Source organism: Ruegeria sp. YTSC002, from assembly GCF_059609845.1.
In genome coordinates this window covers 235,726-259,725 of the sequence record NZ_JBXWML010000002.1, presented here as the reverse complement: position 1 = coordinate 259,725, position 24,000 = coordinate 235,726, and the positions used below count along the sequence as shown (strand labels likewise).

The following is a 24,000-nucleotide window of genomic DNA, read 5'->3' as shown; positions in this document are numbered from 1 at the left end:
TACACCCGTTGGGGGCCAATCATGCAATCTATCGTGACCTTCGCGCGTCGCGTCAGTATCATTCCGACGGTGCTGGCCTGTGTGGCGCTGTTCATCCTGATGGTGATGACCTTTTTTGACGTCATCCTGCGCTCAGTCTTCAATGCTCCGATCGAGGCGGCAACCGAACTGACGCGGATTCTGATGGCGATCCTTGTGTTCTCGGTCCTGCCGATGATCTCGGCAGGGAAGGGGCAAATCGCGGTTGACCTGACCGATGGAATTTTTTCCCGCCTGCGGCTGAGCAGGGCGCGCGATGCGATTGTCTATCTGGTGTCCGGCATCATGCTGATCTGGCCGATTCAGCGCGTCTGGGTTCTGGCTGAACGTGCACGGGATTACGGCGACGTCACCGAATACCTGTCGATCCCTGTCTTCTATGTGGGTTGGTTCATCGCCGCCTTCACTGCGATCACGGCCGTCGCGATGTTCATCACCGGTCTTTTGTACATTTTTGCCCCCCAAACCTTGTCGGAGCACGCCTGATGACTGCCGCACTGATCGGTTTCGCCCTTGTCCTGGTTCTTGTGTTGGTACGCTTGCCCATCGTGTTTGCGATGGGCCTCGTGGGGACACTTGGGTTCGCATATGAGCGCGGTGGCAGCATCCTGTCCGAGCGCGGACTGAAGGCCGCCATGTCAATGGTGGGACGCCAGATTACGGACACGGCACAGGACTACGGCCTTTCGGTCGTGCCACTGTTCATCCTCATGGGCCTGTTCGTGAACAAGGGCGGGCTCGCGCGCGAATTATACGCGGTTTCAAACGCCTTTTTGGGCCACTTCCGAGGCGGTATCGCCATGGCGACGGTCGCCGCGTGCGGCGGCTTTTCGGCCATTTGCGGTTCCTCGCTGGCAACGGCTGCGACCATGTCCAAAGTCGCGATGCCGGAAATGCGCCGCTATGGGTACGCGGATGAGCTGTCGACCGCGTCGATTGCCGCCGGCGGCACGCTGGGTATCCTGATCCCACCGTCGGTCATTTTGGTGATCTACGGCCTGCTGACCGAAACATCGATCGGCAAACTTTTCGTTGCTGGCATCATCCCCGGTGTACTTGGTATCCTCTTCTATCTGTTCGCCGTGCGCTGGACTGTTTGGCGCAGGCCAGAATCCGGCCCCGCTGGTGAACGCCACGGCTGGGGCGAACGCCTGTCGGCCCTGCGCTCGGTCTGGGCCGTATTGCTGTTGTTCTTCCTGGTGATCGGCGGTTTGTACGGAGTGTTCGATTTCTATCCACTGAACCTGACCTTCAGCCCGACCGAGGCTGCCGGTATGGGTGCCATGGGCGCATTCCTGATTGCTCTGTCGCGCGGTGGGCTGACCCTTGGTTCGACCTTTGAAGTGCTGAAGGAAACCAGTTTCACCGCGGCGGCGCTGTTCTCGGTTCTGATCGGGGCGCAGATCTTCTCGAATTTCATCAACCTGGCTGGTCTGCCCGAAGCGCTGATCGCCCTGGTCACCGCATATGAGGTGGAACCCTTCGTCGTGATCCTGATGATCCTCGGGATCTACATCATTCTAGGATGCGTCTTTGAATCGCTGTCGATGCTGTTGCTGACGGTGCCGATCTTTTTCCCGTTGGTCACCTCATTGGGATACGATCCGATCTGGTTCGGCATCGTCGTCGTCGTCGTGACCGAGATCAGTTTGATCACGCCGCCCGTGGGTCTGAACGTGTTCATTCTGAAAGGCGTGGTCGGGGACGTATCGACCGGAACAATCTTCAAAGGAGTCACACCGTTCTGGGTGGCAGACATCTTCCGTCTGGCCTTGATCGTTCTGGTGCCGTGGCTGGTTCTGGTCCTTCCCGAACAAATGGGAGCGATGGGTCACTGATGTTCTCTCTGACTGCGCTTCCGGACGGGTTTCATGCGGATCCCTATCCAACCTACGCCGTGTTGCGCGAAGACACGCCCGTCTGCTGGCAGCCCGACGGGTCGGTGATCCTGTCGCGGTACGACGACCTGGACCTGGTGTACCGGGATACGGAGCGTTTCATATCGGACAAAAAGGCGGTTTTCGGCCCCAAATTCGGTATCGACAGCCCGCTTTACGAACACCATACCACCAGCCTTGTGTTCAACGATCCGCCCCTGCATACCCGCGTCCGCAAGGTCATGGTTGGCGCGATGAACCCACGGGCGCTGGCGCAGATGGAACCGGGCCTGATTCAACTTGTCGATGGGCTGCTGGACGAGATGCAGGCCAAGGGCTCGGTAGAGTTGATCGAGGATTTCGCCGGTGCCATCCCGATCGAGATCATCGGCAACCTGCTTGGCATTCCCCGATCAGAGCGCGGGCCTTTGCGGGATTGGTCTCTGGCCATACTGGGCGCTTTGGAGCCTCAGTTGACGCCCGATCAGGAAGAGTGGGGCAACCGTTCGGTATCTGATTTCAAGGACTATCTTCGGCATGTCATCGAAGATCGCCGGGCCAACCCCGGAGATCCTGCGACGGATGTCCTGACACGGTTGATGCAGGATGACACCGATGGTGGTCTGACCGAGGTCGAACTCTACCAGAACTGCATTTTCATTCTGAATGCAGGGCACGAGACCACCACCAACCTGATCGGCAACGCATTGGAACTGTTGGAACGGCACCGCGACAAACGGGCCGAACTGCTGGCCAATCCGGATCTGATCAACACGGCAGTGGACGAGTTTCTGCGGCTGGAAAGCCCAAATCAGTTTGGCAATCGTCTGACCACCGAAGAAGTGACGTTCCATGGTCAGACCATTCCGGCAGGTACAGACGTTCACCTGTGCATCGGCGCGGCGAATCGCGATCCGCGGCAGTTTGAACAACCTGATGAGGTTGTATTGGATCGACGTCCCAACAAGCATCATGCGTTTGCCGGAGGCCCCCACACCTGCGTTGGCCTGACCCTGGCGCGTATGGAGGGTCGCGTGGCCGTCGGACGGTTTCTGGCGCGATTCCCGACCTATCGCATCACCGACGGTGCTGAACGGGGCGGACGCATTCGGTTTCGGGGTTTCGCGCGACTGCCAGCGCAAGTCTGAGATGTACGGTTCGAGTTGCCAATTCGCCAATTTATTGACCGACCGTACGGTTTATATTATGGTTTCGTGAGACGGGCATACGGCTGCGCGAAGATCACACAACAGATGAGGAGACGCTCATGACAATCCAACAGATTTCCAGCTTCGCGGCCGGTGAATGGGTTTCGCCCGGCGCGGGTGCCCGCAATATTGCAAGCGCAGTCACAGGCGAGGTAATCGCCTCGGCCGGCAATAGCGCGTTGGATGTGCAGGGGATGCTGGACTATGCGCGCGATGTCGGCGGGCCGGCGTTGCGGAAGATGACGTTTCATGAGCGGGCCAAGATGCTCAAGGCGTTGTCCATTCATTTGGGTCAGCACAAACAGGCAATGTATGACCTGTCTTTCAGCACGGGTGCCACCCAGTCCGACCACTTGATCGACATTGACGGCGGCATCGGCACGATGTTCGTCTTCGCTTCGAAAGGTCGGCGCGAGATGCCGGACGGACATGTCTACCTGGACGGTGAGGTCGAGCAGCTGTCCCGCAATGGCACCTTCCTGGGGCAGCACATCTGCACCCCGTTGCACGGTGTGGCGGTTCACATCAATGCGTTCAACTTTCCTGTCTGGGGGATGCTGGAAAAGCTGGCTCCAACCCTTCTGGCGGGCGTTCCGGCCATCGTAAAGCCGGCAACGAACTCGTGCTACGTCACCGAATTATGCGTCCGGCTGATGCTGGACTCCGGCATTTTGCCTGCGGGCGCGTTGCAGCTGGTTTCGGGTGGTCTGGGTGATATGCTGGACCGTCTGACCATGCAGGACGTGGTCAGCTTCACCGGATCTGCTGACACGGCGTCAAAACTGCGTTCCAACCCGGTGATCCTGGAGAATTCAGTTCGTTTCGTGGCCGAGCAGGACAGTCTGAACTGCTCGATACTGGGCCCTGATGCCGAGCCCGGAACGCCGGAATTCGACCTTTTCGTCAAGGAAGTCCAGCGCGAGATGACCACGAAGGCTGGGCAGAAATGTACCGCAATCCGCCGGATCATGGCCCCAGAGCCTCTGGTGCAGGCGGTGATCGAAGCCCTGTCCGCGAGGCTGGCCAAAACGGTCATCGGCGACCCTAGGCTGGAAACCACACGCATGGGCGCGTTGGTTTCGAACGGTCAGAAACGCGATGTTCTGGAAAAGGCGGCAATCATCGGGCAGGAAGCTGAACGCGTTTTCGGCAACCCTGACGATTTTGTGGTTAATGGGGCGGATGCCGAGAAAGGCGCGTTCCTGCCGCCGATGTTGTACCATTGTGCCAATCCGGATGCGGCCCGGCGTGTCCACGACACCGAGGCTTTTGGCCCTGTCAGCACGGTGATGGGCTATCGCGATCTCGACCATGCGATCGAACTGGCAAATCGCGGACAGGGGTCGCTGGTGGCATCGGTCATAACCCGTGACGCCGATGTGGCACGGCACGTTGCCCTGGGGGCCGGAGCGTATCATGGGCGCCTGTACTTCAACAATCGCGACTCGATGAAGGAATCCACCGGCCACGGCTCTCCGCTGCCGCATATGGTTCACGGCGGACCGGGACGCGCTGGTGGCGGCGAAGAGATGGGCGGCGTGCGTGGCGTCAAGCATTACATGCAGAGAACAGCCATTCAGGGGTCGCCTGATCTGCTGACCGCAATCGGGAACACATGGGTTCCCGGCGCGACCGAGGTCGAAGGGCCGGCCCATCCGTTCACGCGTCGGTTCCACGACCTGGCGATTGGCGAGACCATCCACACGGCGCCCCGTACAATCACGATGGAAGACATCGAACACTTTGCCAATTTCACCGGCGATACGTTCTACGCGCATATGGATCAGGCAGCGGCGGAACGGAACCCGTTCTTCCCGGGCCGTGTGGCCCATGGGTACCTGCTTTTGTCATTTGCAGCCGGATTGTTTGTTGAACCCAACGAAGGCCCGGTTCTGGCAAACACGGGTCTTGACGGGTTGCGATTCATGAAGCCTGTCGAGGCGGGTGACACCATCAAGGTGCGGTTGACGGTCAAGGCCAAGACCAAGCGGAACGAAGAATACGGCGAAGTCCGCTGGCATGTCACCCTGACCCAGCAGGATGATGAAATGGTAGCGGAATATGAGCTGTTGACGATGGTCGCCTACTAGGCTTGGTGCCTATTGAACTCGGCAGGTCAGCGTGTTCACGGGTCGAAAAACGACCTGTGAACCCTGATCCCAGCGCCCGTTGAACATGCACCTCAACCTGAGTTCGCAGATTGGCCGGGCGCGTTCCATCAGGGCGGAAAAACTGCGGTCTTCTTTACCGTTCCATAAACAAAGCTTGTGTCGATCGATGCAATCCCACCGATCGGGTGAATTCTGTTTCGAATGAACTCCTCATATGACTCGAGATCCGATACCAGCACCCGCAACTGGTAGTCCATTGCCCCGGTCAGCACGTGGCATTCAAGAACTTCGTCGATCATCCGAACGCGTTTTTCGAAATTCTGAACGTCCGTTTCATTGTGCCGCTCCAACCGGATCCGCACAAAAACGGTAATGCCTATGCCGTATGCCGCAGCGTCCACATCTGCGCTGTAACCCTTTATGACCCCGCGCGCTTCGAGGTTCTTGACCCGGCGCAGACACGGCGACGGAGACAGGTTCACCTCGTCGGCAAGATCCTGGTTCGTCATGCGCCCGTCCTTTTGCAGCGCCCGAATGATCTGTCTGTCTTTATCGTCCATTTCAACCTCAACCTTGGCAGAATCTGCCAATATGGATCGCACTCTTGGTACTATTGGCAAGCAAAAGCCCAAAGTAAAGGCGTAAACTGGCGTCAGCTTGAAACAGGAGCTTGCAATGACTCGTTCAACCGGATTTGCCACCCGCGCCATTCACCACGCTTACAACCCTTTGGAAAATGACGGCGCCCTTACCCCACCGCTGCATTTGACGTCCACGTTTGCCTTCGAATCCGCAGAGGCTGGTGGAGAGATGTTCGCCGGTGAACGCGCAGGTCATATCTACAGCCGAATTTCGAACCCCACATGTGACCTTCTGGAACAACGCATTGCGGTGCTTGAAGGGGCCGAGGCCGGACTGGCCCTGTCCAGCGGCATGGGGGCGATAACGGCAGTGCTTTGGACTCTGCTGTCGCCAGGGGACGAAGTCATCGTGGACAAAACACTCTATGGCTGCACCTTCGCCTTCATGCGCCACGGTCTGGCGAAATGGGGGGTCACGATCACCCATGTCGACATGACGGACCCCGAGAACCTGAAAGCGGCGCTTTCTGACAAAACCCGCGTTGTCTATTTCGAAACTCCGGCCAACCCGAACATGCGCTTGGTGGACATCGCCGCCAGCGCCGAGATCGCGCATTCGGTCGGTGCAACGGTTGTCGTCGACAACACCTACGCCAGCCCCTATCTGACCCGCCCGATCGAGCACGGGGCGGATATCGTTCTGCATTCCGCCACCAAATATCTTGGCGGACATGGCGACGTGGTAGCCGGTCTGGTTGTTGGCACCGCTGAACAGATTGCCGAAATCCGCCTGGTCGGAATGAAGGATATGACCGGTGCGGTCATGGCCCCTTTCAACGCGATGCTGATACTGCGCGGACTGAAAACACTGAACCTGCGTCTGGATCGTCACTGTGCCTCCGCCAGGGTCGTTGCAGATTTCCTCGAAGCCCATCCGGCCGTCGGCGAGGTTTATTTCCCTGGGCTTGAGAGTTTCGCCCAGCATGACGTCGCGCAGCGCCAGATGTCCCAACCCGGTGCCATGATCGCGTTCGAGATCAAGTCCGGCCTGTCCGGTGGGATTGAATTCATGAACCGCCTCAACATGATCCAGCGCGCGGTGTCCTTGGGCGATGCCGAAACGCTGATCCAGCACCCCGCATCCATGACTCATTCGACCTATACTCCGGAGGAACGGGCCGAGCATGGGATCAGCGATGGTTTGATCCGTCTGTCTGTTGGGTTGGAGGACGTCGAAGATATCCTCGCCGATCTGGAGCAAGCTCTGCCCTATCCTGCCCGCAGCGCCGCCTGAACCCGGAGACCGCCATGCACATTGATCCCACCCAGTTGAAGATCGTTGAACAACGTCTGCTATGGTTGTCGCATTGGATGATCCACCATGCCAACCACGTCCGGCCAAAGGTGGATGGGATCAAGGTTGGTGGCCATCAGGCATCGTCTGCTTCGATGGTGTCGATCATGACGGCGCTCTATTTTTCAGCCCTGCGCCCTGAAGACCGCGTAGCAGTCAAACCCCATGCCTCGCCGGTTTTTCATGCGATGCAGTATCTCATGGGCAATCAAACGCGCGAGAAGATGGAGAATTTCCGTGGTTTTGGCGGTGTGCAAAGCTATCCCAGCCGGACCAAGGATATCGACGACGTTGATTTCTCCACCGGCTCGGTGGGATTGGGTGTCGCGATCACCTCGTTTGCCTCGATCATTCAGGATTACATCAAGGCCAAAAGCTGGGGCTCGGATGCTCCGATGGGGCGGATGGTGGCCCTTGTTGGCGACGCCGAACTGGACGAAGGCAATGTGTACGAGGCTTTGCAGGAAGGCTGGAAGAACGACCTGCGCAACACGTGGTGGATCATAGACTACAACCGGCAATCCCTGGATGGCATCGTCCGTGAAGGGCTGTTCGAACGGATCGAGAAAATCTTCGATGCGTTCGGTTGGGATGTCGTGCGCGTGAAATATGGGGTTCTGCAACGCGCGGCCTTTGAAGAACCGGGTGGCGATCGCCTGCGCGACTGGATCGATGCGTGCCCCAACCAGGACTACTCGGCTTTGACCTTCATGGGTGGGGCGGTCTGGCGGCAGCGTCTCATGGACGATCTGGGGGATCAGGGGGATGTGACCGCCCTGATCGAACGGCGGACGGATGCGGAGCTGGCTGCGCTGATGGAAAACCTTGGCGGCAACTGCGTCGAGACCATGGCCCGAACATTTGCCGCCATCGATCACGATCGCCCGACCTGTTTCCTGGCCTACACCGTCAAAGGATGGGGCACCCCCATCGCAGGTCACAAGGACAATCACGGCGGGCTGATGAACAACAGCCAGTTCGCCGCGTGGCAGTCGCATATGGGCGTGCCTGAAGGCGAAGAATGGGAGCCGCTTGCGACAGTGCAGGACCAAGACGCATTCAAGGATTTTCTGGCCAAGGCACCGTTCTTTGCCAAGGGTCCGCGCCGCTATTTCGATGACAAGCTGGATGTGCCACGGATCGAGGTCGACACCAGCCGTGAAATCTCGACCCAGATGGCGTTTGGCAAGATCCTTGACGATTTGTCAAAAGGTGATGGCCCGTTGGCAGAACGCATCGTGACAACCTCTCCGGATGTCACCGGCACGACGAACCTGGGGCCTTGGGTGAACAGGCGCAAGCTGTTTGCCCGATCCACGCAAGCCGACGCTTTCATCGAACACCGTATCCCTTCGACGGCGAAATGGGAATTCACGCCGGAAGGGCAGCATATCGAGCTTGGGATCGCCGAAATGAACCTGATGTTGCTTCTGGGTGCGGCGGGTCTGTCGCATTCCCTGTTTGGCAAGCGATTGATCCCGATCGGCACCGTATATGATCCCTTTGTCAGTCGCGGCCTCGATGCGCTGAACTATGCCTGCTATCAGGATGCACGCTTCATTCTCGTTGGTACGCCGTCGGGCGTCACGCTGGCGCCTGAAGGCGGCGCGCATCAATCCGTTGGTACCCCCCTGATCGGGATGAGCCAGGACGGGCTGGCCGCCTTTGAGCCCGCCTTTGCTGATGAACTGGCGGTGATCACGGAATGGGCCTTCGACTATCTGCAACGCGACGGTGAAGGACAACCGGACGAGCGCACATGGCTGCGCGATGAAACCGGCGGTTCCGTCTATCTGCGTCTGACGACCAACCCGATTGAACAGCCGGGCAAACGCGTGGATGACGAGTTTCGCCAGGGTGCTATAGACGGCGCCTATTGGTTGCGGAAACCGGGGCCGAATTGCGAAGTTGTAATCGCCTATCAGGGCGCCGTCGCGCCCGAGGCAATCAAGGCCGCCGGTATCATCGGCGAGGGCCGTCGCGATATCGGTGTTTTGGCCGTGACGTCTGCGGATCGGCTGAATGCCGGTTGGACGGCTGCACAACGCGCGCGGTCGCGCGGCAACCCCGCCGCACTTTCCCACATCGAGACCCTGATGTCTGGCCTGCCGGCGCATTGCAATCTGGTCACCGTGATTGACGGGCATCCTGCAACATTGTCGTGGCTGGGCGCTGTACGTGGACATCAGACCATTCCGATGGGCGTCGAACATTTTGGCCAGACAGGAACGATCGGTGATCTCTATCGCCACCACTGTATCGATGCCGATGCCATCGTCGAAAAGGTGAATGGCTTGACCCGTGGCAGAGTACTTCTTCGGGCGACAGGGGCTTGAGATTGGGTCAACAAGATCAGGAACGAACCCGCTCGGGCTCTGGTTTGACCCATGTCGCATCAACGACGGCCACGTCATCGAAATGATCGGCGCGATTGTGCGTGTCCGGGGCGGGTCTCCGACGTTCAAAGGCAGGTATCTGCCGGCAAAATGGTGAATTTTGTTCCCGCGCCGACCCAGGTTTGATGCGGCCCGGCCCTGGAGGTTGCCGTCAGGGTCTGACCTGTCAGGGTGTTCCGTTGCGGGAAGCTTTTCGGCGAAAATGCCCGTTTTCCCGTCTATACAACGGGGATGGCAACCGGTATGGGGCTGTCTTTACCCTTGGATGATCCGCTGATCGCAATTCCGCACAGCGCCTATCACCTGGCCGATACAAAGAACCACCACCGTGAAACAAACCATTGCAGATGCTCTAGCGCGCAAGGGCTATGATACTTTGACCCAAGTTCAGCGAGCCGTCACCCAGCCCGAGATGGAAGGGCGCGACATGCTGGTATCGGCCCAGACCGGGTCAGGGAAGACCATTGGGTTTGGTCTTGCGATTGCGCACAGGGTGCTGGGCGACGAAGAAACGATTGGCAAGCCCGAAGCGCCGTTGGCGCTGGTTGTCGCGCCGACCCGGGAACTGGCACTTCAGGTGAAGCGGGAACTTGGCTGGTTGTATTCCGGGGCAGGTGCGTTTCTGGCCTCGTGCGTCGGGGGTATGGACATTCGGGATGAGCGTCGCGCACTGGCCAGAGGCGCCCATATCGTTGTGGCCACTCCTGGGCGGCTTCGCGACCATATCAATCGGGGTTCAATCGATCTGACAGCTATCCGCGCGGTTGTCCTGGACGAAGCGGATGAAATGCTGGATCTGGGGTTCCGCGAGGATCTTGAGTTCATTCTTGATGAAACTCCCGCAGATCGTCAGACCTTGTTGTTTTCCGCCACCGTGCCACGCGCAATTGCCAATTTGGCCAAGCGGTATCAGCGCGACGCGGTGCGTGTGAGCACGGTCGGCGAACAGACACAGCACGCGGATATCGAGTATCGCGCCATGACGGTGGCCCCGCGCGATGGTGAAAACGCGATTATCAATGTGCTGCGATATTACGAGGCCCCCAATGCCATCGTTTTCTGCAACACCCGCGCGATGGTTTCACGCCTGACCGCGCGCCTGTCAAACCGGGGCTTTTCAGTCGTGGCCCTGTCCGGTGAGCTGACCCAGAGCGAACGATCCAACGCGTTGCAGGCCATGCGCGATGGACGGGCCCGCGTCTGCGTGGCAACCGATGTTGCGGCCCGCGGAATCGATCTGCCCAACCTTGATCTGGTTGTCCATGCCGAGCTGCCCAACAGCCATGAAACGCTGCTGCACCGGTCTGGCCGCACAGGTCGCGCCGGGCGCAAGGGCGTCAGTGCCCTGATCGTCGCGCCATCATCGCGAAAAAAGGCAGAGCGCATTCTGAAATTTGCCAAGCTGACAGCGGATTGGGGATCGGCCCCGTCCGCCGAAGAGGTGAACGAGCGTGATCAGGCGCGGATGCTGGCGTCAGAAGACTGGCAGGTCGAGATCACGGAAAGCGAACGCCCATCGGTTGAGAAACTGATTGAGAGTTTTACGCCCGAACAAATCGCAGCCGCTTATCTCAGGCAATACAAACTGCGCCATTCCGCCCCGGAAGAGCTGTCGGCGGTCGATCAGACCGCCCCAAAACCCCGCGCATCTTTTGGGCCCGGCGTCTGGTTTTCTGTGTCCGAAGGGCGCAATCAGAATGCATCCCCACGTCATATGCTGCCGATGATCTGCAAGGCGGGCAATCTCACGAAAGACGACATCGGTGCCATCCGGATTGCAGAGGACGTAACTTATTTCGAAATCAGTAAAGCCAGTGTCGACCGCTTTCTGACCTCCATTGGCCCAGAGATGAAAATAGAAGAAACCAAGGACCTTGTGCGGTTGGACAAGGCACCAGACCTGTCGTCAACCGGTCGGCCCGGTCTTGATCGCAAGTTCAAAGGCAGGCCTTCGGGCCAGAAAAGGGATGCCGCTCCGGCTGAGCGGAAAGCCCCTCGCCGCCAGCCCAAGCCCGAGGCCCAGTCGGCAAAGACCGTGCGCACAACAGAATCCCTCGGAACGTCGGACGACGAGACAAAAAGCAAGTTCAAGGCTTCGGGCGCAAAACCGAAAAAGCGCAAGGCCGGGAGCGTAGAGCAAAAAAGTGGTCGCTCCAAGCCAGACGGTGATGCGCCGAAAGGCCCACCGCCGCCGAAGGGCAAGCCTAGCAGCAAGAAAAACCGTGCACGCGCTGCGGCCACAAAGTCCGCCAAAGGTGGCAACGCAGTCCCCAAACGTCGCAAACCCGGACCAAAGGTCAGTTGATTTCCGCCACGGGCAAGGTCTGTCCGCTGGGCATTGGCAAGTGACCAGGTGCTGGGGATTTCTGTCGCGGCATACACATGTGCTTAACAGTTGCGTGATTTTTCGGGGTTGAAGCAAACTAAGCTTTGCTCTTCTTGCGATCTCAACCGAATACTGTGGTACAGGACATTCTTTTCGGGGTTTTCATGCGGTTCAGTGTCGGCATTGCTGTATCCATGCTGGTCGCCGTATCCATCGGCGTGTCGACCTTTGTTGTTCATTCGCTGTGGTGGACGACCGCGCGTGACAACAGCCGCATGCTTGCCGCTGAGATCAACAGCCAGATTGCAAACGCGGTCCGCATCGAAGTCGGGGCAACTCTCAGATCCGCCGAAGCCGCATGGTCGGCGGTGCGCACGATCTTTGTACAGAATGTCATCGCAACAAGGCAGGCCGATAAGCGAGAGTTCGTTTTTCTGTCCCAGTTGCAGGCGCAGCCGAATATTTCCTGGATTTTCTTCGGTTGGCCGGACGGCAATTTTTTCGCGTCGCACCGTTTGGGCGACAGTGGGCTTGAGATGATGGAGATCGACAAGGACATCCGCGACCGAAACCTGCGGACCGATCGATACATTTTTATTCCCGGCGATATTCAGTTCGAAGAAAGGAACTTTGTTCCGACCTCCTATGATCCTCGCGATCATGCCTGGTTCAACAATTTTATGTCTCTGAACTCGATGGGATGGATCGAAGCACGCGATCTTCCGGGCAGTGACAAGACCGTATACGCATTTGCGGGGCCGATCGATGTCAACCGGGCACGGCAGGGTGTTCTTGCGGTCGCAATCGAAACCGACCGTTTGTCACGCTTTCTGGCGACGCTCGAGCCCGGTGAATTCGGAGCCGCCTTCATTCTGGATGCCGATGGCAAAGTAATTGCTGTTCCCGACGCAAAAGCGGATGAAGTTACACCGGCGCGCATGGGCGAAGGTGAGCTGTACGAGGTTGCCAAGATCTCGGGGGAAAAACTGTTGGGCGACCCGGATGGCAAAACTTCTGGCAACTCGACGAAACGCGTGGTGATCGATGGCGTTCCTTATGCGGTGGCCCTGACGCCTTTAGGTTTTTACGGGTGGCGCGTCGCTACGGTCATTCCGGAATCGGCCTTCTTGTCGGGTATCAACGCAACCTTGATAGACCTGATCTATATCCTGATCGGGGTCGTGATCGTCTCGACCGCTCTGGCGATCTGGTTGATCCGTAGAATTGTGGCCAACCCATTGGCGCGCATCGCAGAAGACCTGAGCAAAATCGAACGCTTTGATGTCGAACACATTTCACGCAGGCCTTCCAACCTGTCCGAGCTGGCCAATCTGTCAGCAGCCACTGCCAGCATGGCCGCAGGGTTGTCCGCGTTCCGAAAATACGTGCCGACCGATCTTGTGAAGATGCTGGTCGCCGAGGGTATCAAGACACAGCCGGGCGGCGACATAAAACAGGTCTCCGTGTTGTTTTGCGATGTGACCGGATTCACCGGGTTGTCGGAAAAACTGGGCCCCAAGATCATCCAGTTGATGGAGCCTTTTTTCTCTGCGGCCGCAGCAGCCGTCGCGCGCCATGACGGGACGATCGACAAATTCATGGGTGATGCGGTCATGGCGATCTGGGGGGCACCGCGCAAGGATGCGCTCCATGCCGAGAATGCCTGCCGCGCGGCACTGGATCTTGTCGCGACCGTGGAAGATGCGGGCATCGAGGACGAGGCCGGAAATTCCCTGCGTGTCAGGATCGGGTTGAACAGTGGGGAAGCTCTGGTTGGCAACATTGGGTCAGAGCAGCGGTTGAACTATACGGCAATCGGCGACGTCGTGAATGTGGCCAGCCGATTGGAAGGGGCCAACAAGGAGTATGGCACGCGCATTCTGATCGGCCCCGAGACCCGGCGCGAAGCCGCCGACGCAATTGTCGTCCGAGAGCTGGACACGCTTGCGGTCTTTGGCCGGACCGAGGAACTGGTGGTCTATGAGCTGATTGCGATGGTCGGCAGTTTTGACGGATCATTTGATTGGATCGAGACATACGAACAAGGTCTTGCGCATTATCGTTCCGGCCGGTTCGAGCAGGCGATAGCTGCGTTTGAAGCCGCGGACAAAATGCGGGGCGGGGATCCTGTGTCCGTCGCCATGAAGTTGCGCGCAACGAAGCTTTTGACCAACCCTCCCGCACGGGATTGGCGTGCGGTTACGCATACGGACAAGACGTGAGGGTACAGGCCATGAGAGCATGCGATCCGCACCCATGAACAGAAAGGTCTGAGTGCGCGGCAGAGCGTTTCGGGGCGTCGTATCGTTTTCGCGGCGAAGATGAGAATGAGACCCTGAAATCAGGGTGCAAAGGCAGAAACGGTCTTCAGAGACATCCGCAGAAAGACACTGTTGACTTTAGATTTTGTATTTTGGATACATTGGGCAGAGGGATCGCGACGACCTGTGCTGTCACTGAATGCTCTGACGACAAAGAGCCATGCGATTGTCTTTTAAAGTCCTTTTCTGGGAGAAAATCATGAAACTCAAACTTCTGGCCGCAACCACTGCGATCGCCCTGACGGGTGCCGTGGCGCAGGCAAATACACTTGTATATTGTTCCGAAGGGTCGCCTGAAGGCTTCGATCCTGCGCTGTACACCGCAGGGACGACCTTTGATGCCTCTTCACATCCGATCTACAATCGGTTGCTTGAATTTGAAACGGGCACGACCAATGTGGTCCCCGGCCTGGCCGAAAGTGTCGAGGCCAGCGATGATGGTCTGGAATACACTTTCAAGTTGCGCCAGGGTGTCAAGTTCCACTCGAACGACGCGTTCACGCCGACCCGCGACTTCAACGCGGATGACGTGATTTTTTCGTTCATGCGTCAGAAAGACGAAAACCACCCTTATCATCAAGTGTCAGGCGGAACCTGGGAATATTTCCAGGGTATGGGGATGCCTGATCTGGTCGAGTCCATCGAAAAGATCGACGACTACACGGTGAAATTTACCCTGTCCAAGCCCGAAGCGCCGTTTGTCGCCAATATGGCGATGGACTTTGCCTCGATCGTATCGGCGGAATATGCCGAGGCAATGATGGAGGCCGGAACGCCGGAAAAACTGAATACGGCACCCATCGGCACCGGGCCTTTCTCGTTCGTGGCCTATCAAAAAGACGCGGTGATCCGTTACGCGGCCAATGATGCGTATTGGAAAGACCCGGCGCAGGTCGAAAACCTGATCTTTGCCATCACACCCGATGCGTCTGTGCGCTACCAAAAGCTGAAAGCCGGCGAATGTCACGTGATGCCCTATCCGAACCCTGCCGACATTCAGGCCATGAAGGATGATCCGGACATCAACATGCTGGAACAAGAGGGCCTGAACGTTGGTTATCTGGCCTACAACACCACCATGGCGCCATTCGACAATCCGAAGGTGCGCAAAGCGCTGAACATGGCGATCGACAAGCAGGCGATCATCGACGTGGTCTTCCAGGGCTCGGGTCAGGTGGCCAAGAACCCGATCCCGCCTACCATGTGGGGTTACAATGACGCCATCGTGGACGATCCCTATGATCCCGAAGCGGCCAAGGCGATGCTCGAGGCCGAAGGTGTTTCGGACCTGTCGATGAAAATCTGGGCCATGCCCGTCCAGCGCCCCTACAACCCCAATGCCCGCCGTATGGCCGAGTTGATCCAGGCGGATTTCGCCAAGATCGGTGTGGGCGTCGAAATCGTCTCGTACGAATGGGGTGAATACCTGTCTCGCTCGAAAGAGTTGAACCGGGACGGTGCCGTTCTGCTGGGCTGGACCGGGGATAACGGTGACCCGGACAACTTCCTGGCGGTTTTGCTGGGCTGTGACGGGGTCGAAGCATCGAACCGCGCACAATGGTGTCATCAGCCCTTCGAAGACCTGATCCTGAAGGCCAAGCAAAGCACGGATCAGGCCGAGCGGACCAAACTGTATGAAGAAGCGCAGGTCGTGTTCAAAGAGCAGGCTCCGTGGGCGACCATCGCGCATTCGGTCGTTTACATGCCGATGAGCAACAAGGTGCAAGGCTACAAAGTGCACCCGCTGGGCGGTCACATCTTCTATGGTGTGAGCGTCGAATAAACCACCACTCACAAACCGGAGCCGCCAGATTGGTGGCTCCGGCTTTCTTATTGAGGAGGTCGGGCTGAATGCCGGATTTGTCCGAATACCGCAAATTGGCAATGGATATGTCAGTGGACGCAGTGGCCCTGGTGCCCGGTCCGAATTTCACCCGCGCATTGGGCAAAACCTTCATGAGCCACGAACGCCCTTTTGTCGTGGTAATTCCGGCCCAAGGGGACCCGGCGGCGATCGTGCCCAACCTGGAGCTCGCCTCATGGGAACTGGTCGGATTTGAAGGTGCCGTGTTCGACTGGCGCGATCAGACCGGCTATGACGGCGCCTTTTCCGCGCTGGCAGAACATATTCCGATCAAATCGCTGGCTGTCGAAGGTCAGGTGATGCGGGTTTTCGTGTCTGCGGCGTTTACCCGCGCAATTCCGGATCTGCGGATTGTGGACGGTGAACGCGAAATCTCGGGCCTTCGTGCCATCAAAACTGACGACGATATCGCCGCGTTGCAAGCGGCCATCGATATCTCGGAACGCGCGTTGGAGCGTGTGATTGCTGACGTACGTGCAGGTCAGACCGAAAAACAGGTCGAGCAGGCGCTGATACAGGCCCTCTTCGCAGAAGGAGCGGAGTCGCTGGCCTTTTCCCCCATCGTGGCTGCGGGGGACAATTCAGCGCGACCGCACGGAAAGGCGCGCGCCGACTACCGGATCAGAGCAGGCGACGCGCTGTTGTTCGACTTTGGCGCTCGAAAACATGGCTTTGCGGCCGACATCACGCGAACTTTTTTCGTTCAGGACGTCCCGGACGAAGGCAGGGATGTCTACGACACGGTTTTGCGCGCCAACAAAGCCGGGTTTGAAGCCTGCCGCCCCGGCGTGACGGCACATGACATCGACGACGCGGTGACAAGCGTGCTTGAGGCCTCGCCTTTTGTTGATCGTATCCGGACCAAGACAGGTCACGGTCTGGGCCGGGATGTGCATGAGGCGCCGTATATCATGCGTGGTAACAGTCAGATAATCCTGCCGGGCATGGTCTGGACCAACGAACCCGGTCTGTATGAATCGGACAAGTTCGGCGTTCGCATCGAAGATGACGTTCTTGTCACCGGGGATGGCTGTCGGTCGCTGACCCGCTTTCCCAAAGAACTTACGATCATAGGTCGCTGATGCTTGGCTATTTCCTCACCCGTCTTGGCCTGTTTGTTCCGACATTCTTGGGCGTGACGCTGATTTCGTTCATGTTCATCCGGGTGCTGCCCGGCGATCCGATCATCGTGATGGCCGGTGAACGCGGCATGACGGAAGAACGTTATCAGGAAATGGTCGAAAAGCTGGGTTTCGACAAACCGGTGTTGCAGCAGTATTGGGATTACCTCACCGGAGTGCTTCAAGGTGATCTGGGCGAAAGCTTTGTCACCAGGAAACCTGTGTGGGACGAGTTCTTTTCGCTGTTTCCCGCAACGCTGGAGTTGTCCCTGTGCGCCATGATCTTTGCCATTGCGCTGGGTCTGCCCGCAGGTGTGATCGCGGCGGTGAACCGAGGGAAGTTCTTTGACCGGGCGCTGATGTCCTCGGCGCTGGTCGGATACTCGATGCCCATCTTCTGGTGGGCGCTGCTGTTGATCATCATATTCTCGGGCAATCTGGGCTGGACGCCGGTCTCGGGACGGATCGACCTGTTGTATTACTTTCCCAGCGTCACCGGCTTCATGCTGATCGACAGCTTGTTGTCGGGTCAGGAAGGAGCATTCGGATCAGCCGTGCGCCATCTGATCCTGCCGACGATTGTGCTGGGAACGATTCCGCTGGCGGTCATCGCACGCCAGACCCGGTCGGCGATGCTGGAAGTTCTGGGCGAAGACTACATCCGCACCGCGCGTGCCAAGGGTTTGTCGCCAACGCGGATCAACGGGGTGCACGCGCTGCGTAACGCGCTGATTCCGGTTGTCACGGTGATCGGCCTGTCGGTGGGCACGTTGCTGGCAGGAGCCATCCTGACCGAAACCATCTTCAGCTGGCCGGGCATAGGCAAGTGGATGGTCGACAGCATTTTCCGCCGAGATTACCCGGTTGTTCAGGGCGGATTGCTGATGATCGCGGTGATCGTGATGCTGGTGAACCTGCTGGTCGATGTCCTTTACGGCATCATCAACCCCAAAATTCGGAGGCGGTAATGGCCGAACTATCCGCAACCCCGCCCAAAACGGAAGACCGCCCCAGCGCCCTGCGCGAGTTCTGGTACTACTTCAGCGAAAACCGCGGTGCTGTCATCGGGCTGTGGGTTTTTGCCGCCTTTGTATTCTGCGCCACTTTTGCGCCCCTTCTGGCCCCTTACGACCCGACGGAACAGTTCCGCGACCATATCCTGCAACCGCCTGCATGGCAGGAGGGCGGAAGCTGGGCTTTCCCGTTGGGTACCGATCCGCTGGGTCGGGACATGCTGTCGCGCCTGATCATGGGCTCGCGCTATTCCTTTTTTGTCGGAATCGTCGTCGTCTGTGTGGCCGTGTCGGGCGGCGTGATGATTGGCCTGCTGTCGGGCTTTGCCCCCAAATGGGTCGATACGCTGATCATGCGGGTGATGGATATCGTTCTGGCCTTTCCGTCGCTGCTGTTGGCACTGGTGCTGGTGGCCATCCTTGGCCCGTCGCTGACCAACGCGATGATTGCCATCGCCATCGTTTTCCAGCCCCACTACGTGCGCCTGACCCGCGCGTCGGTTCTGGCGGAACGCCAGAAAGACTATGTCACTTCGGCGCGCGTGGCCGGTGCTGGCCGGTCACGACTGATGTTCATCACCGTGCTGCCCAATTGCCTGGCACCCATCATCGTACAAGCGGCGCTGTCCTTCTCGACAGCGATTCTGGACGCAGCCGCCTTGGGCTTTCTGGGCATGGGCGCGCAGCCGCCCACGCCGGAATGGGGCACCATGCTGGCCGAAGCGCGCGAATTCATACTGCGCGCCTGGTGGGTGGTTACCTTCCCTGGTCTGGCAATCCTTGTCACCGTACTTGCCATCAACCTGATGGGCGACGGCCTGCGCGATGCGCTGGACCCGAAACTGAAACGGAGCTGATCGCATGAGCCTTTTGCAGATCCGCAACCTGACTGTTGAATTCGCCACAGCCTCGGGCAGGTTCCGCGCCGTGGATGGCGTAGATCTGTCGGTGGACAAGGGTGAGTTGCTGGCCATCGTGGGTGAAAGCGGCTCGGGCAAATCGGTGTCGATGTTGGCGCTGATGGGGTTGTTGCCCTGGACCGCGACGATCACCGCTGACGAGATGCGATTTGAGGGGCTGGATCTTGCCGGGCTTTCGGCCCGTGAACGCCGCAGGATCATCGGCAAGGACATGGCGATGATCTTTCAGGAGCCGATGTCGTCGCTGAACCCCTGTTTCACGGTGGGATTCCAGATCAAAGAGGCCCTGCGCATCCACCTGGGATTGAACCGCAAGGACCGCCACCAGCGCGCGATTGAGCTGTTCGACCAGGTTGGCATCCCGGCCCCGGAAAGCCGCCTTAACACCTTTCCACACCAGATGTCAGGGGGCATGAACCAGCGCGTCATGATCGCGATGGCCATCGCCTGCAAGCCCAAGCTGCTGATTGCAGACGAACCTACCACTGCGCTGGACGTCACCATTCAGGCGCAGATACTCGACTTGCTGGTTCGATTGCGGGACGAACACGATATGGGCCTTGTGCTGATCACCCATGACATGGGGGTGGTGGCCGAAACCGCCGAACGGGTTCAGGTGCAATACGCCGGACAAAAAGTCGAAGAGCAGCCCGTGCGTGATTTGTTCCGCACGCCGCGTCATCCCTATACATCGGCCCTGCTGAGCGCCTTGCCCGAGCGCGCGACCTCCAAGATCCTACCGACGATTCCCGGCGTTGTGCCGGGCCAATTCGATCGCCCCGCAGGGTGCCTGTTCAGCCCGCGATGCCGGTTTGCTGATGCAACTTGCGCTGAAATACCACCGACCCCCCATGCCGAAGCCTTCGGCAAGGCACGTTGCCACCACGTAGAAAAAATCGCGGCCGGAGAATTGGCATGACCGACCCCATCGTTCAGGCGAAAGATCTGACCCGGTTTTACACGGTGAAGGGCGGGTTGCTGTCCAAGTCAGCGACGGTAAAGGCCCTTTCGGGGGTGGATTTCGAACTGAAACCGGGAAAGACTCTGGCCATCGTCGGAGAGTCCGGCTGTGGCAAGTCAACACTGGCGCGATTGGTCACGATGATTGAAGAACCGACGTCGGGAAGGCTGACGATTGACGGTGTCGACATTACCCCGTCGCAATGGAGCAAGATGCGGGAAACGGTGCAAATCGTGTTCCAGGATCCGTATGGATCGCTGAATCCACGTCAGCGCATCGGCCAGATCTTGCAGGAGCCGCTGATCATCAATCGTCCGGACATGTCCGCCGCAGACCGCGAAACACTAGCGCGCGAAATGATCGAGATGGTCGGCTTGCGCCCCGAGCATTATGACCGCTATCCACATATGTTCTCTGGCGGGCAGCGTCAGCGGATCGCCATTGCACGCGCGCTTATGTTGAATCCCAGGGTCCTTGTTCTGGATGAGCCGGTTTCGGCACTGGACGTCTCGATCCAGTCGCAGATCCTGAACCTGCTTGTGGATTTGCAGGAACGGCTTGACCTCGCCTATCTGTTCATTTCGCACGATCTTTCGGTGGTTCGGCATTTTGCCGACGACGTGATCGTCATGTATCTGGGGCGCGCTGTTGAAAAGGCGCCTAAAGAACAGCTGTTCGCCGCGCCGCGTCACCCCTATTCCAAGGCGTTGCTGTCCACGACGCCCCGGGCCGACCCCACGGCCCGAAAAGAACGGATCAAGCTTGAGGGCGAACTGCCGTCGCCAATGAATATTCCAAAAGGTTGCGCCTTTGCGCAACGATGCTGGCTGGCAACCGAAAAGTGCAGGGCAACAATGCCTGAACTGGCCGGAGAAACGCATCAGGTCGCGTGTCTGTATCCTTTGTAAAGCAGGGGGATTCCGTGTTGGTTTGAGGCGGTGGCAAGCAGGGCGGTCTCGACAAAAGCGACGGTAACTTCTTGTGGGCGACCAAGCCACATGTTTGTGTGGCTACCGACCAAGATCGCCATCTGCGAAGTCGCGCGCAAGACAGCACCGTTCATTTTCCCATATGCGGCCCAAGCGGCCCGTATCCCTTGGGCGGCTTGGGCCTGACGGTTTCGTTGCGCGGGCGCGCGAAACCAAGACAAACCACCCCTCTTTCGATCAGGTTTCCCCCCCATGGAAGGGAGGTGCGTGCCAGACCGAATGCAGGGGTTACTCGGCCACTTCCGCCGAGGGTTCGTGTTTTTTGAATTGCTGATCGAACAGGTTGCGGAAGCTTCCGTTCTTTTTCATCAACTCGTCCAGATTTCCCTGTTCCACGATCGAGCCATCCTGAACCACGATAATCTTGTCCGCTTCCAGAACAGTTGACAGCCGGTGCGCAATGACAACGACGGTCACATCCTTCGTCAGGGTGTCCAGCGCCTTTTTGACCAGCGATTCCGATTCAGCGTCCAGCGCGCTTGTGGCCTCATCCAAAAGCAGGATCTCGGACTTTCTCAGAATAGCGCGCGCAATCGCAATTCGCTGTTTCTGTCCACCTGACAGGAAGGTTCCGTTTTCACCGACTTGCGTTTCGTACCCTTCCGGCAGTTCCATGATGAACTCGTGCGCATGTGCGGCTTTGGCGGCAGCAATGACCTCTTCCTCGGTTGCGTCAGGGGCCGAGCAGCGCAGGTTGTCCATGATCGACGTCGAAAACAGGAACGTATCCTGACCGACATAAGAGATTTTTTTTCGCAGGGACGCAAAGCTGACCTCGCGCAGATCCTGGCCATCGATCTCGACGCTGCCCCCATCTGGATCGTAGAACCGCATGATCAGCCCGAACAACGTAGACTTGCCACCGCCGGACTGACCGACGAGCGCCGTGGTCTTGCCGGCCTCGAACGTGACATTCATGTTTTCGATCACAGGTACGGCACCCTGATAGCCGAAAGTCAAATCGCGCAGCGTGATCTGGCCGGGGCCTTCGATCAGGTCATGGGCTTCGGGGCTTTCCACCATCGTGTCGTCCTGATCCAGCAGGCCAAACAACATGCCGACACCAACCATGCAGGTTTCGATCTGAACACGCATTTTCGACAGCCGCTTGGCCGGTTCATAGGCCATCAGCAACGCCGTGATAAAGGACATCAATTGGCCTGCGCTGGGTTGTTCGGTGCCTGCGATGCCCAACGTGCTGACCACAAGCACACCTGCCACGGCGAGCCCGGCCAGAAACTCCATGAGAGGGCTGGCAATGGACTGCAACTTGGCGATGTCATTCGACCGCTGTTCAACTTTTCGGATGGCCGTGTCCATACGGTTGATCATCCGGTCTTCGAGCGAGAACACCTTGATGACCTTGATCCCTGCCGAGGTCTCTTGCAGCACCCGAATGATTTCCGCCAGCGACTTGAACTCGGCCTGCATGATCGTGCGCACGCTCTTCAATAGATAGCGAACACCCAACAGGGCAATCGGACCTACGACAAAGAACAAGACGGACAAAACGGGTTGTTGATACACCATGACCGCAACCAGCCCGACCAGAGTCAGGGAGTCGCGCACAAACCCGGTGACCAGCACATCGATCAGGGTTCTGGCCGCCTGCGCGCCATGGGTGGTGCGCATCAGAAGGTCCGATGATTCATTGTTCGAAAAGAACGCGACCCCATGTCTGAGCAGTTTTCGGTAAACCTTGTCCTGCTGTTCCGCCACGATCCGATTGCCTGCGCGGGCAAGGTAGATTGCCTGAATATAGGATGCGACCGCCTTGACCAGAAACAGAAGGACAACCCCCAGCGCAATGACATGTGCCCAACCCTGCAACTCGGGGCTGGTCATGGCATCGACGATGTATTCCATCATATATGCGGAGCCGGCCGTAGTGACCGCCACGGCAATCATTGCCAGAACCGCAATACCATACAGCTTGCCTTGCGCGTAAAAGCTTTCACCTACAAGGCGGCCCATATAGCCTGATCGCCACTTGTTCCAGGCGCGCTTTATCATTGCGTTCTCCAAATCGTGAAACTGTGCGCACGCTCAGTTAACCTATATTTTGTCGGGCCTAAAGGACAGATGCCAAGCTGCGGCAGAGCGGCCCATCCCGACCGTCTGAGCTGTACGCCCGCTAAATAATGGCTCGTTTACGATCGGACAAGAGTTGGAAAGCGCACGGACAACCGCGATCTGCCCCTTTGTACAGGTGCAGGCAGGGTTGGTGGCGTAGCAGGATCAATAAAAAAACGCCGCAAAATTCGGGCTGCCTGGCCACAGACGAGTAGTGTGTCCGGCATGAACCCGCCGACAGAGGGCAGTATTTCCTGACTGTGAACAGGTGTTGATCCGAAACCAGACAGGGGACGGGCACAAGCGTCGTATCCGATCCTGTCCGGCGGCCCGTTTGCGTGAAATCGAAATTCAGCGCAGCGGCCAAGTCTCTTGGGTGGTGCCGTCACCCCTCTTCCTGCAAATACGCGAGAAGGTTAACAATATCCTCGTTCTTTTTCAGGCCGCGAAACTGCATTCGATTGCCCTGAAGATACCCTTTGGGATCCGTCAGGAACGCGCTCAGGGTCTCATGCGTCCAGACGATGCCGGAACCTTCCAGCGCCGTCGAGTATTTGAACCCCTCTGCCTGACCGGCCCTTGTGCCGAGAATACCGTGCAGGGACGGGCCAACACCATGGCGGCCTTCTTTCAATTTGTGGCAGGCGCTGCATTTGCGAAACACCTTTTTACCGGCCGTCGCGTCACCCTGCGGCCCAAATGGGTGTTGCAACAATTGCCGACGCAAACGTGACTGCCTTCAACAGAAGTTTCATTTCTTTCCTCCGCGGTGTATGTCAGTTTTGGCCCTGCGGGCCGGGTCCGTTACTGACAAACACACACAGGTCGCGTTTTATTCGATGAGTG

The 24,000-nt window shown here is 58.2% G+C and carries 17 protein-coding genes; 14 read left to right on the top strand and 3 right to left on the bottom strand.

Going from position 1 to position 24,000, the window contains the following annotated elements:
- Positions 1-21: 21 nt before the first annotated feature.
- The 4 genes from AC2FFD_RS06375 to paaZ all read left to right on the top strand — a co-directional run bounded on the left by AC2FFD_RS06375 (position 22) and on the right by paaZ (position 5,214).
- Complete coding sequence (locus AC2FFD_RS06375; protein ID WP_170345182.1) at positions 22-525, top strand: TRAP transporter small permease; 504 nt, start codon at positions 22-24, stop codon at positions 523-525.
- Entirely contained in the window at positions 525-1,877 is a 1,353-nt protein-coding gene (locus AC2FFD_RS06370) for a TRAP transporter large permease (RefSeq protein WP_425079215.1), read from the top strand. The genes AC2FFD_RS06375 and AC2FFD_RS06370 overlap by 1 nt, the downstream gene beginning before the upstream one ends.
- Entirely contained in the window at positions 1,877-3,064 is a 1,188-nt protein-coding gene (locus AC2FFD_RS06365) for a cytochrome P450 (protein WP_496872539.1), read from the top strand. The genes AC2FFD_RS06370 and AC2FFD_RS06365 overlap by 1 nt, the downstream gene beginning before the upstream one ends.
- Before the next feature lie 119 nt (positions 3,065-3,183).
- On the top strand, positions 3,184-5,214 hold the full coding sequence (gene paaZ / locus AC2FFD_RS06360; RefSeq protein ID WP_496872538.1) for a phenylacetic acid degradation bifunctional protein PaaZ: 2,031 nt from the start codon (positions 3,184-3,186) through the stop codon (positions 5,212-5,214).
- A gap of 128 nt (positions 5,215-5,342) precedes the next feature.
- On the opposite strand, the gene AC2FFD_RS06355 is transcribed toward paaZ, so the two are convergent.
- A complete protein-coding gene (locus AC2FFD_RS06355) occupies positions 5,343-5,795 on the bottom strand; it encodes an Lrp/AsnC family transcriptional regulator (RefSeq protein ID WP_480685040.1) in 453 nt (150 codons plus the stop codon).
- Between the two features lie 115 nt (positions 5,796-5,910).
- Between AC2FFD_RS06355 and AC2FFD_RS06350 the strand changes: the two genes are divergently transcribed.
- From AC2FFD_RS06350 to AC2FFD_RS06305, 10 genes are all read left to right on the top strand, one after another.
- The gene (locus AC2FFD_RS06350) at positions 5,911-7,110 is read left to right on the top strand and encodes a methionine gamma-lyase (RefSeq protein ID WP_496872535.1); all 1,200 of its coding nucleotides are present in this window, start codon (positions 5,911-5,913) and stop codon (positions 7,108-7,110) included.
- A gap of 14 nt (positions 7,111-7,124) precedes the next feature.
- Positions 7,125-9,506, top strand: coding sequence for a thiamine pyrophosphate-binding protein (locus AC2FFD_RS06345; protein WP_496872533.1), 2,382 nt, complete (start codon positions 7,125-7,127; stop codon positions 9,504-9,506).
- Positions 9,507-9,894: 388 nt separating this feature from the next.
- The gene (locus AC2FFD_RS06340) at positions 9,895-11,871 is read left to right on the top strand and encodes a DEAD/DEAH box helicase (RefSeq protein ID WP_496872531.1); all 1,977 of its coding nucleotides are present in this window, start codon (positions 9,895-9,897) and stop codon (positions 11,869-11,871) included.
- Positions 11,872-12,056: 185 nt separating this feature from the next.
- Complete coding sequence (locus AC2FFD_RS06335; RefSeq protein WP_496872529.1) at positions 12,057-14,114, top strand: adenylate/guanylate cyclase domain-containing protein; 2,058 nt, start codon at positions 12,057-12,059, stop codon at positions 14,112-14,114.
- 298 nt (positions 14,115-14,412) lie between these two features.
- Positions 14,413-15,996: an ABC transporter substrate-binding protein gene (locus tag AC2FFD_RS06330; protein ID WP_425079222.1), complete on the top strand. Its 1,584-nt coding sequence runs from the start codon at positions 14,413-14,415 to the stop codon at positions 15,994-15,996.
- A 68-nt stretch (positions 15,997-16,064) separates the two neighbouring features.
- Complete coding sequence (locus tag AC2FFD_RS06325; protein ID WP_170345191.1) at positions 16,065-17,159, top strand: M24 family metallopeptidase; 1,095 nt, start codon at positions 16,065-16,067, stop codon at positions 17,157-17,159.
- Positions 17,159-18,166, top strand: coding sequence for an ABC transporter permease subunit (locus AC2FFD_RS06320; protein ID WP_170345192.1), 1,008 nt, complete (start codon positions 17,159-17,161; stop codon positions 18,164-18,166). Before AC2FFD_RS06325 ends, AC2FFD_RS06320 begins: the two co-directional genes overlap by 1 nt.
- On the top strand, positions 18,166-19,068 hold the full coding sequence (locus tag AC2FFD_RS06315) for an ABC transporter permease subunit (protein WP_257601120.1): 903 nt from the start codon (positions 18,166-18,168) through the stop codon (positions 19,066-19,068). The genes AC2FFD_RS06320 and AC2FFD_RS06315 overlap by 1 nt, the downstream gene beginning before the upstream one ends.
- 4 nt (positions 19,069-19,072) lie before the next feature.
- On the top strand, positions 19,073-20,050 hold the full coding sequence (locus AC2FFD_RS06310; protein WP_496872527.1) for an ABC transporter ATP-binding protein: 978 nt from the start codon (positions 19,073-19,075) through the stop codon (positions 20,048-20,050).
- Positions 20,047-21,000: an ABC transporter ATP-binding protein gene (locus tag AC2FFD_RS06305; RefSeq protein WP_496872525.1), complete on the top strand. Its 954-nt coding sequence runs from the start codon at positions 20,047-20,049 to the stop codon at positions 20,998-21,000. Before AC2FFD_RS06310 ends, AC2FFD_RS06305 begins: the two co-directional genes overlap by 4 nt.
- 309 nt (positions 21,001-21,309) lie before the next feature.
- Here AC2FFD_RS06305 and AC2FFD_RS06300 read toward each other — a convergent pair whose 3' ends face one another.
- Positions 21,310-23,094 (bottom strand): ABC transporter ATP-binding protein, encoded by a 1,785-nt coding sequence (locus tag AC2FFD_RS06300; protein ID WP_425079226.1) that lies wholly within the window; start codon positions 23,092-23,094, stop codon positions 21,310-21,312.
- 445 nt (positions 23,095-23,539) lie between these two features.
- Positions 23,540-23,818 (bottom strand): c-type cytochrome, encoded by a 279-nt coding sequence (locus tag AC2FFD_RS06295; RefSeq protein WP_496872522.1) that lies wholly within the window; start codon positions 23,816-23,818, stop codon positions 23,540-23,542.
- Between the last annotated feature and the right edge of the window lie 182 nt (positions 23,819-24,000).

What these genes read in the sequence shown, in the direction of transcription:
- AC2FFD_RS06365 (WP_496872539.1), top strand. Translation starts at nt 1,877, where the DNA reads ATGTTCTCTCTGACTGCGCTTCCGGACGGGTTTCATGCGGATCCCTAT.
- AC2FFD_RS06370 (WP_425079215.1), top strand. Translation starts at nt 525, where the DNA reads ATGACTGCCGCACTGATCGGTTTCGCCCTTGTCCTGGTTCTTGTGTTG.
- AC2FFD_RS06335 (WP_496872529.1), top strand. Translation starts at nt 12,057, where the DNA reads ATGCGGTTCAGTGTCGGCATTGCTGTATCCATGCTGGTCGCCGTATCC.
- AC2FFD_RS06305 (WP_496872525.1), top strand. Translation starts at nt 20,047, where the DNA reads ATGACCGACCCCATCGTTCAGGCGAAAGATCTGACCCGGTTTTACACG.
- AC2FFD_RS06350 (WP_496872535.1), top strand. Translation starts at nt 5,911, where the DNA reads ATGACTCGTTCAACCGGATTTGCCACCCGCGCCATTCACCACGCTTAC.
- AC2FFD_RS06315 (WP_257601120.1), top strand. Translation starts at nt 18,166, where the DNA reads ATGGCCGAACTATCCGCAACCCCGCCCAAAACGGAAGACCGCCCCAGC.
- AC2FFD_RS06345 (WP_496872533.1), top strand. Translation starts at nt 7,125, where the DNA reads ATGCACATTGATCCCACCCAGTTGAAGATCGTTGAACAACGTCTGCTA.
- AC2FFD_RS06330 (WP_425079222.1), top strand. Translation starts at nt 14,413, where the DNA reads ATGAAACTCAAACTTCTGGCCGCAACCACTGCGATCGCCCTGACGGGT.
- AC2FFD_RS06325 (WP_170345191.1), top strand. Translation starts at nt 16,065, where the DNA reads ATGCCGGATTTGTCCGAATACCGCAAATTGGCAATGGATATGTCAGTG.
- paaZ (WP_496872538.1), top strand. Translation starts at nt 3,184, where the DNA reads ATGACAATCCAACAGATTTCCAGCTTCGCGGCCGGTGAATGGGTTTCG.
- AC2FFD_RS06375 (WP_170345182.1), top strand. Translation starts at nt 22, where the DNA reads ATGCAATCTATCGTGACCTTCGCGCGTCGCGTCAGTATCATTCCGACG.
- AC2FFD_RS06355 (WP_480685040.1), bottom strand. Translation starts at nt 5,795, where the DNA reads ATGGACGATAAAGACAGACAGATCATTCGGGCGCTGCAAAAGGACGGG.
- AC2FFD_RS06320 (WP_170345192.1), top strand. Translation starts at nt 17,159, where the DNA reads ATGCTTGGCTATTTCCTCACCCGTCTTGGCCTGTTTGTTCCGACATTC.
- AC2FFD_RS06300 (WP_425079226.1), bottom strand. Translation starts at nt 23,094, where the DNA reads ATGATAAAGCGCGCCTGGAACAAGTGGCGATCAGGCTATATGGGCCGC.
- AC2FFD_RS06310 (WP_496872527.1), top strand. Translation starts at nt 19,073, where the DNA reads ATGAGCCTTTTGCAGATCCGCAACCTGACTGTTGAATTCGCCACAGCC.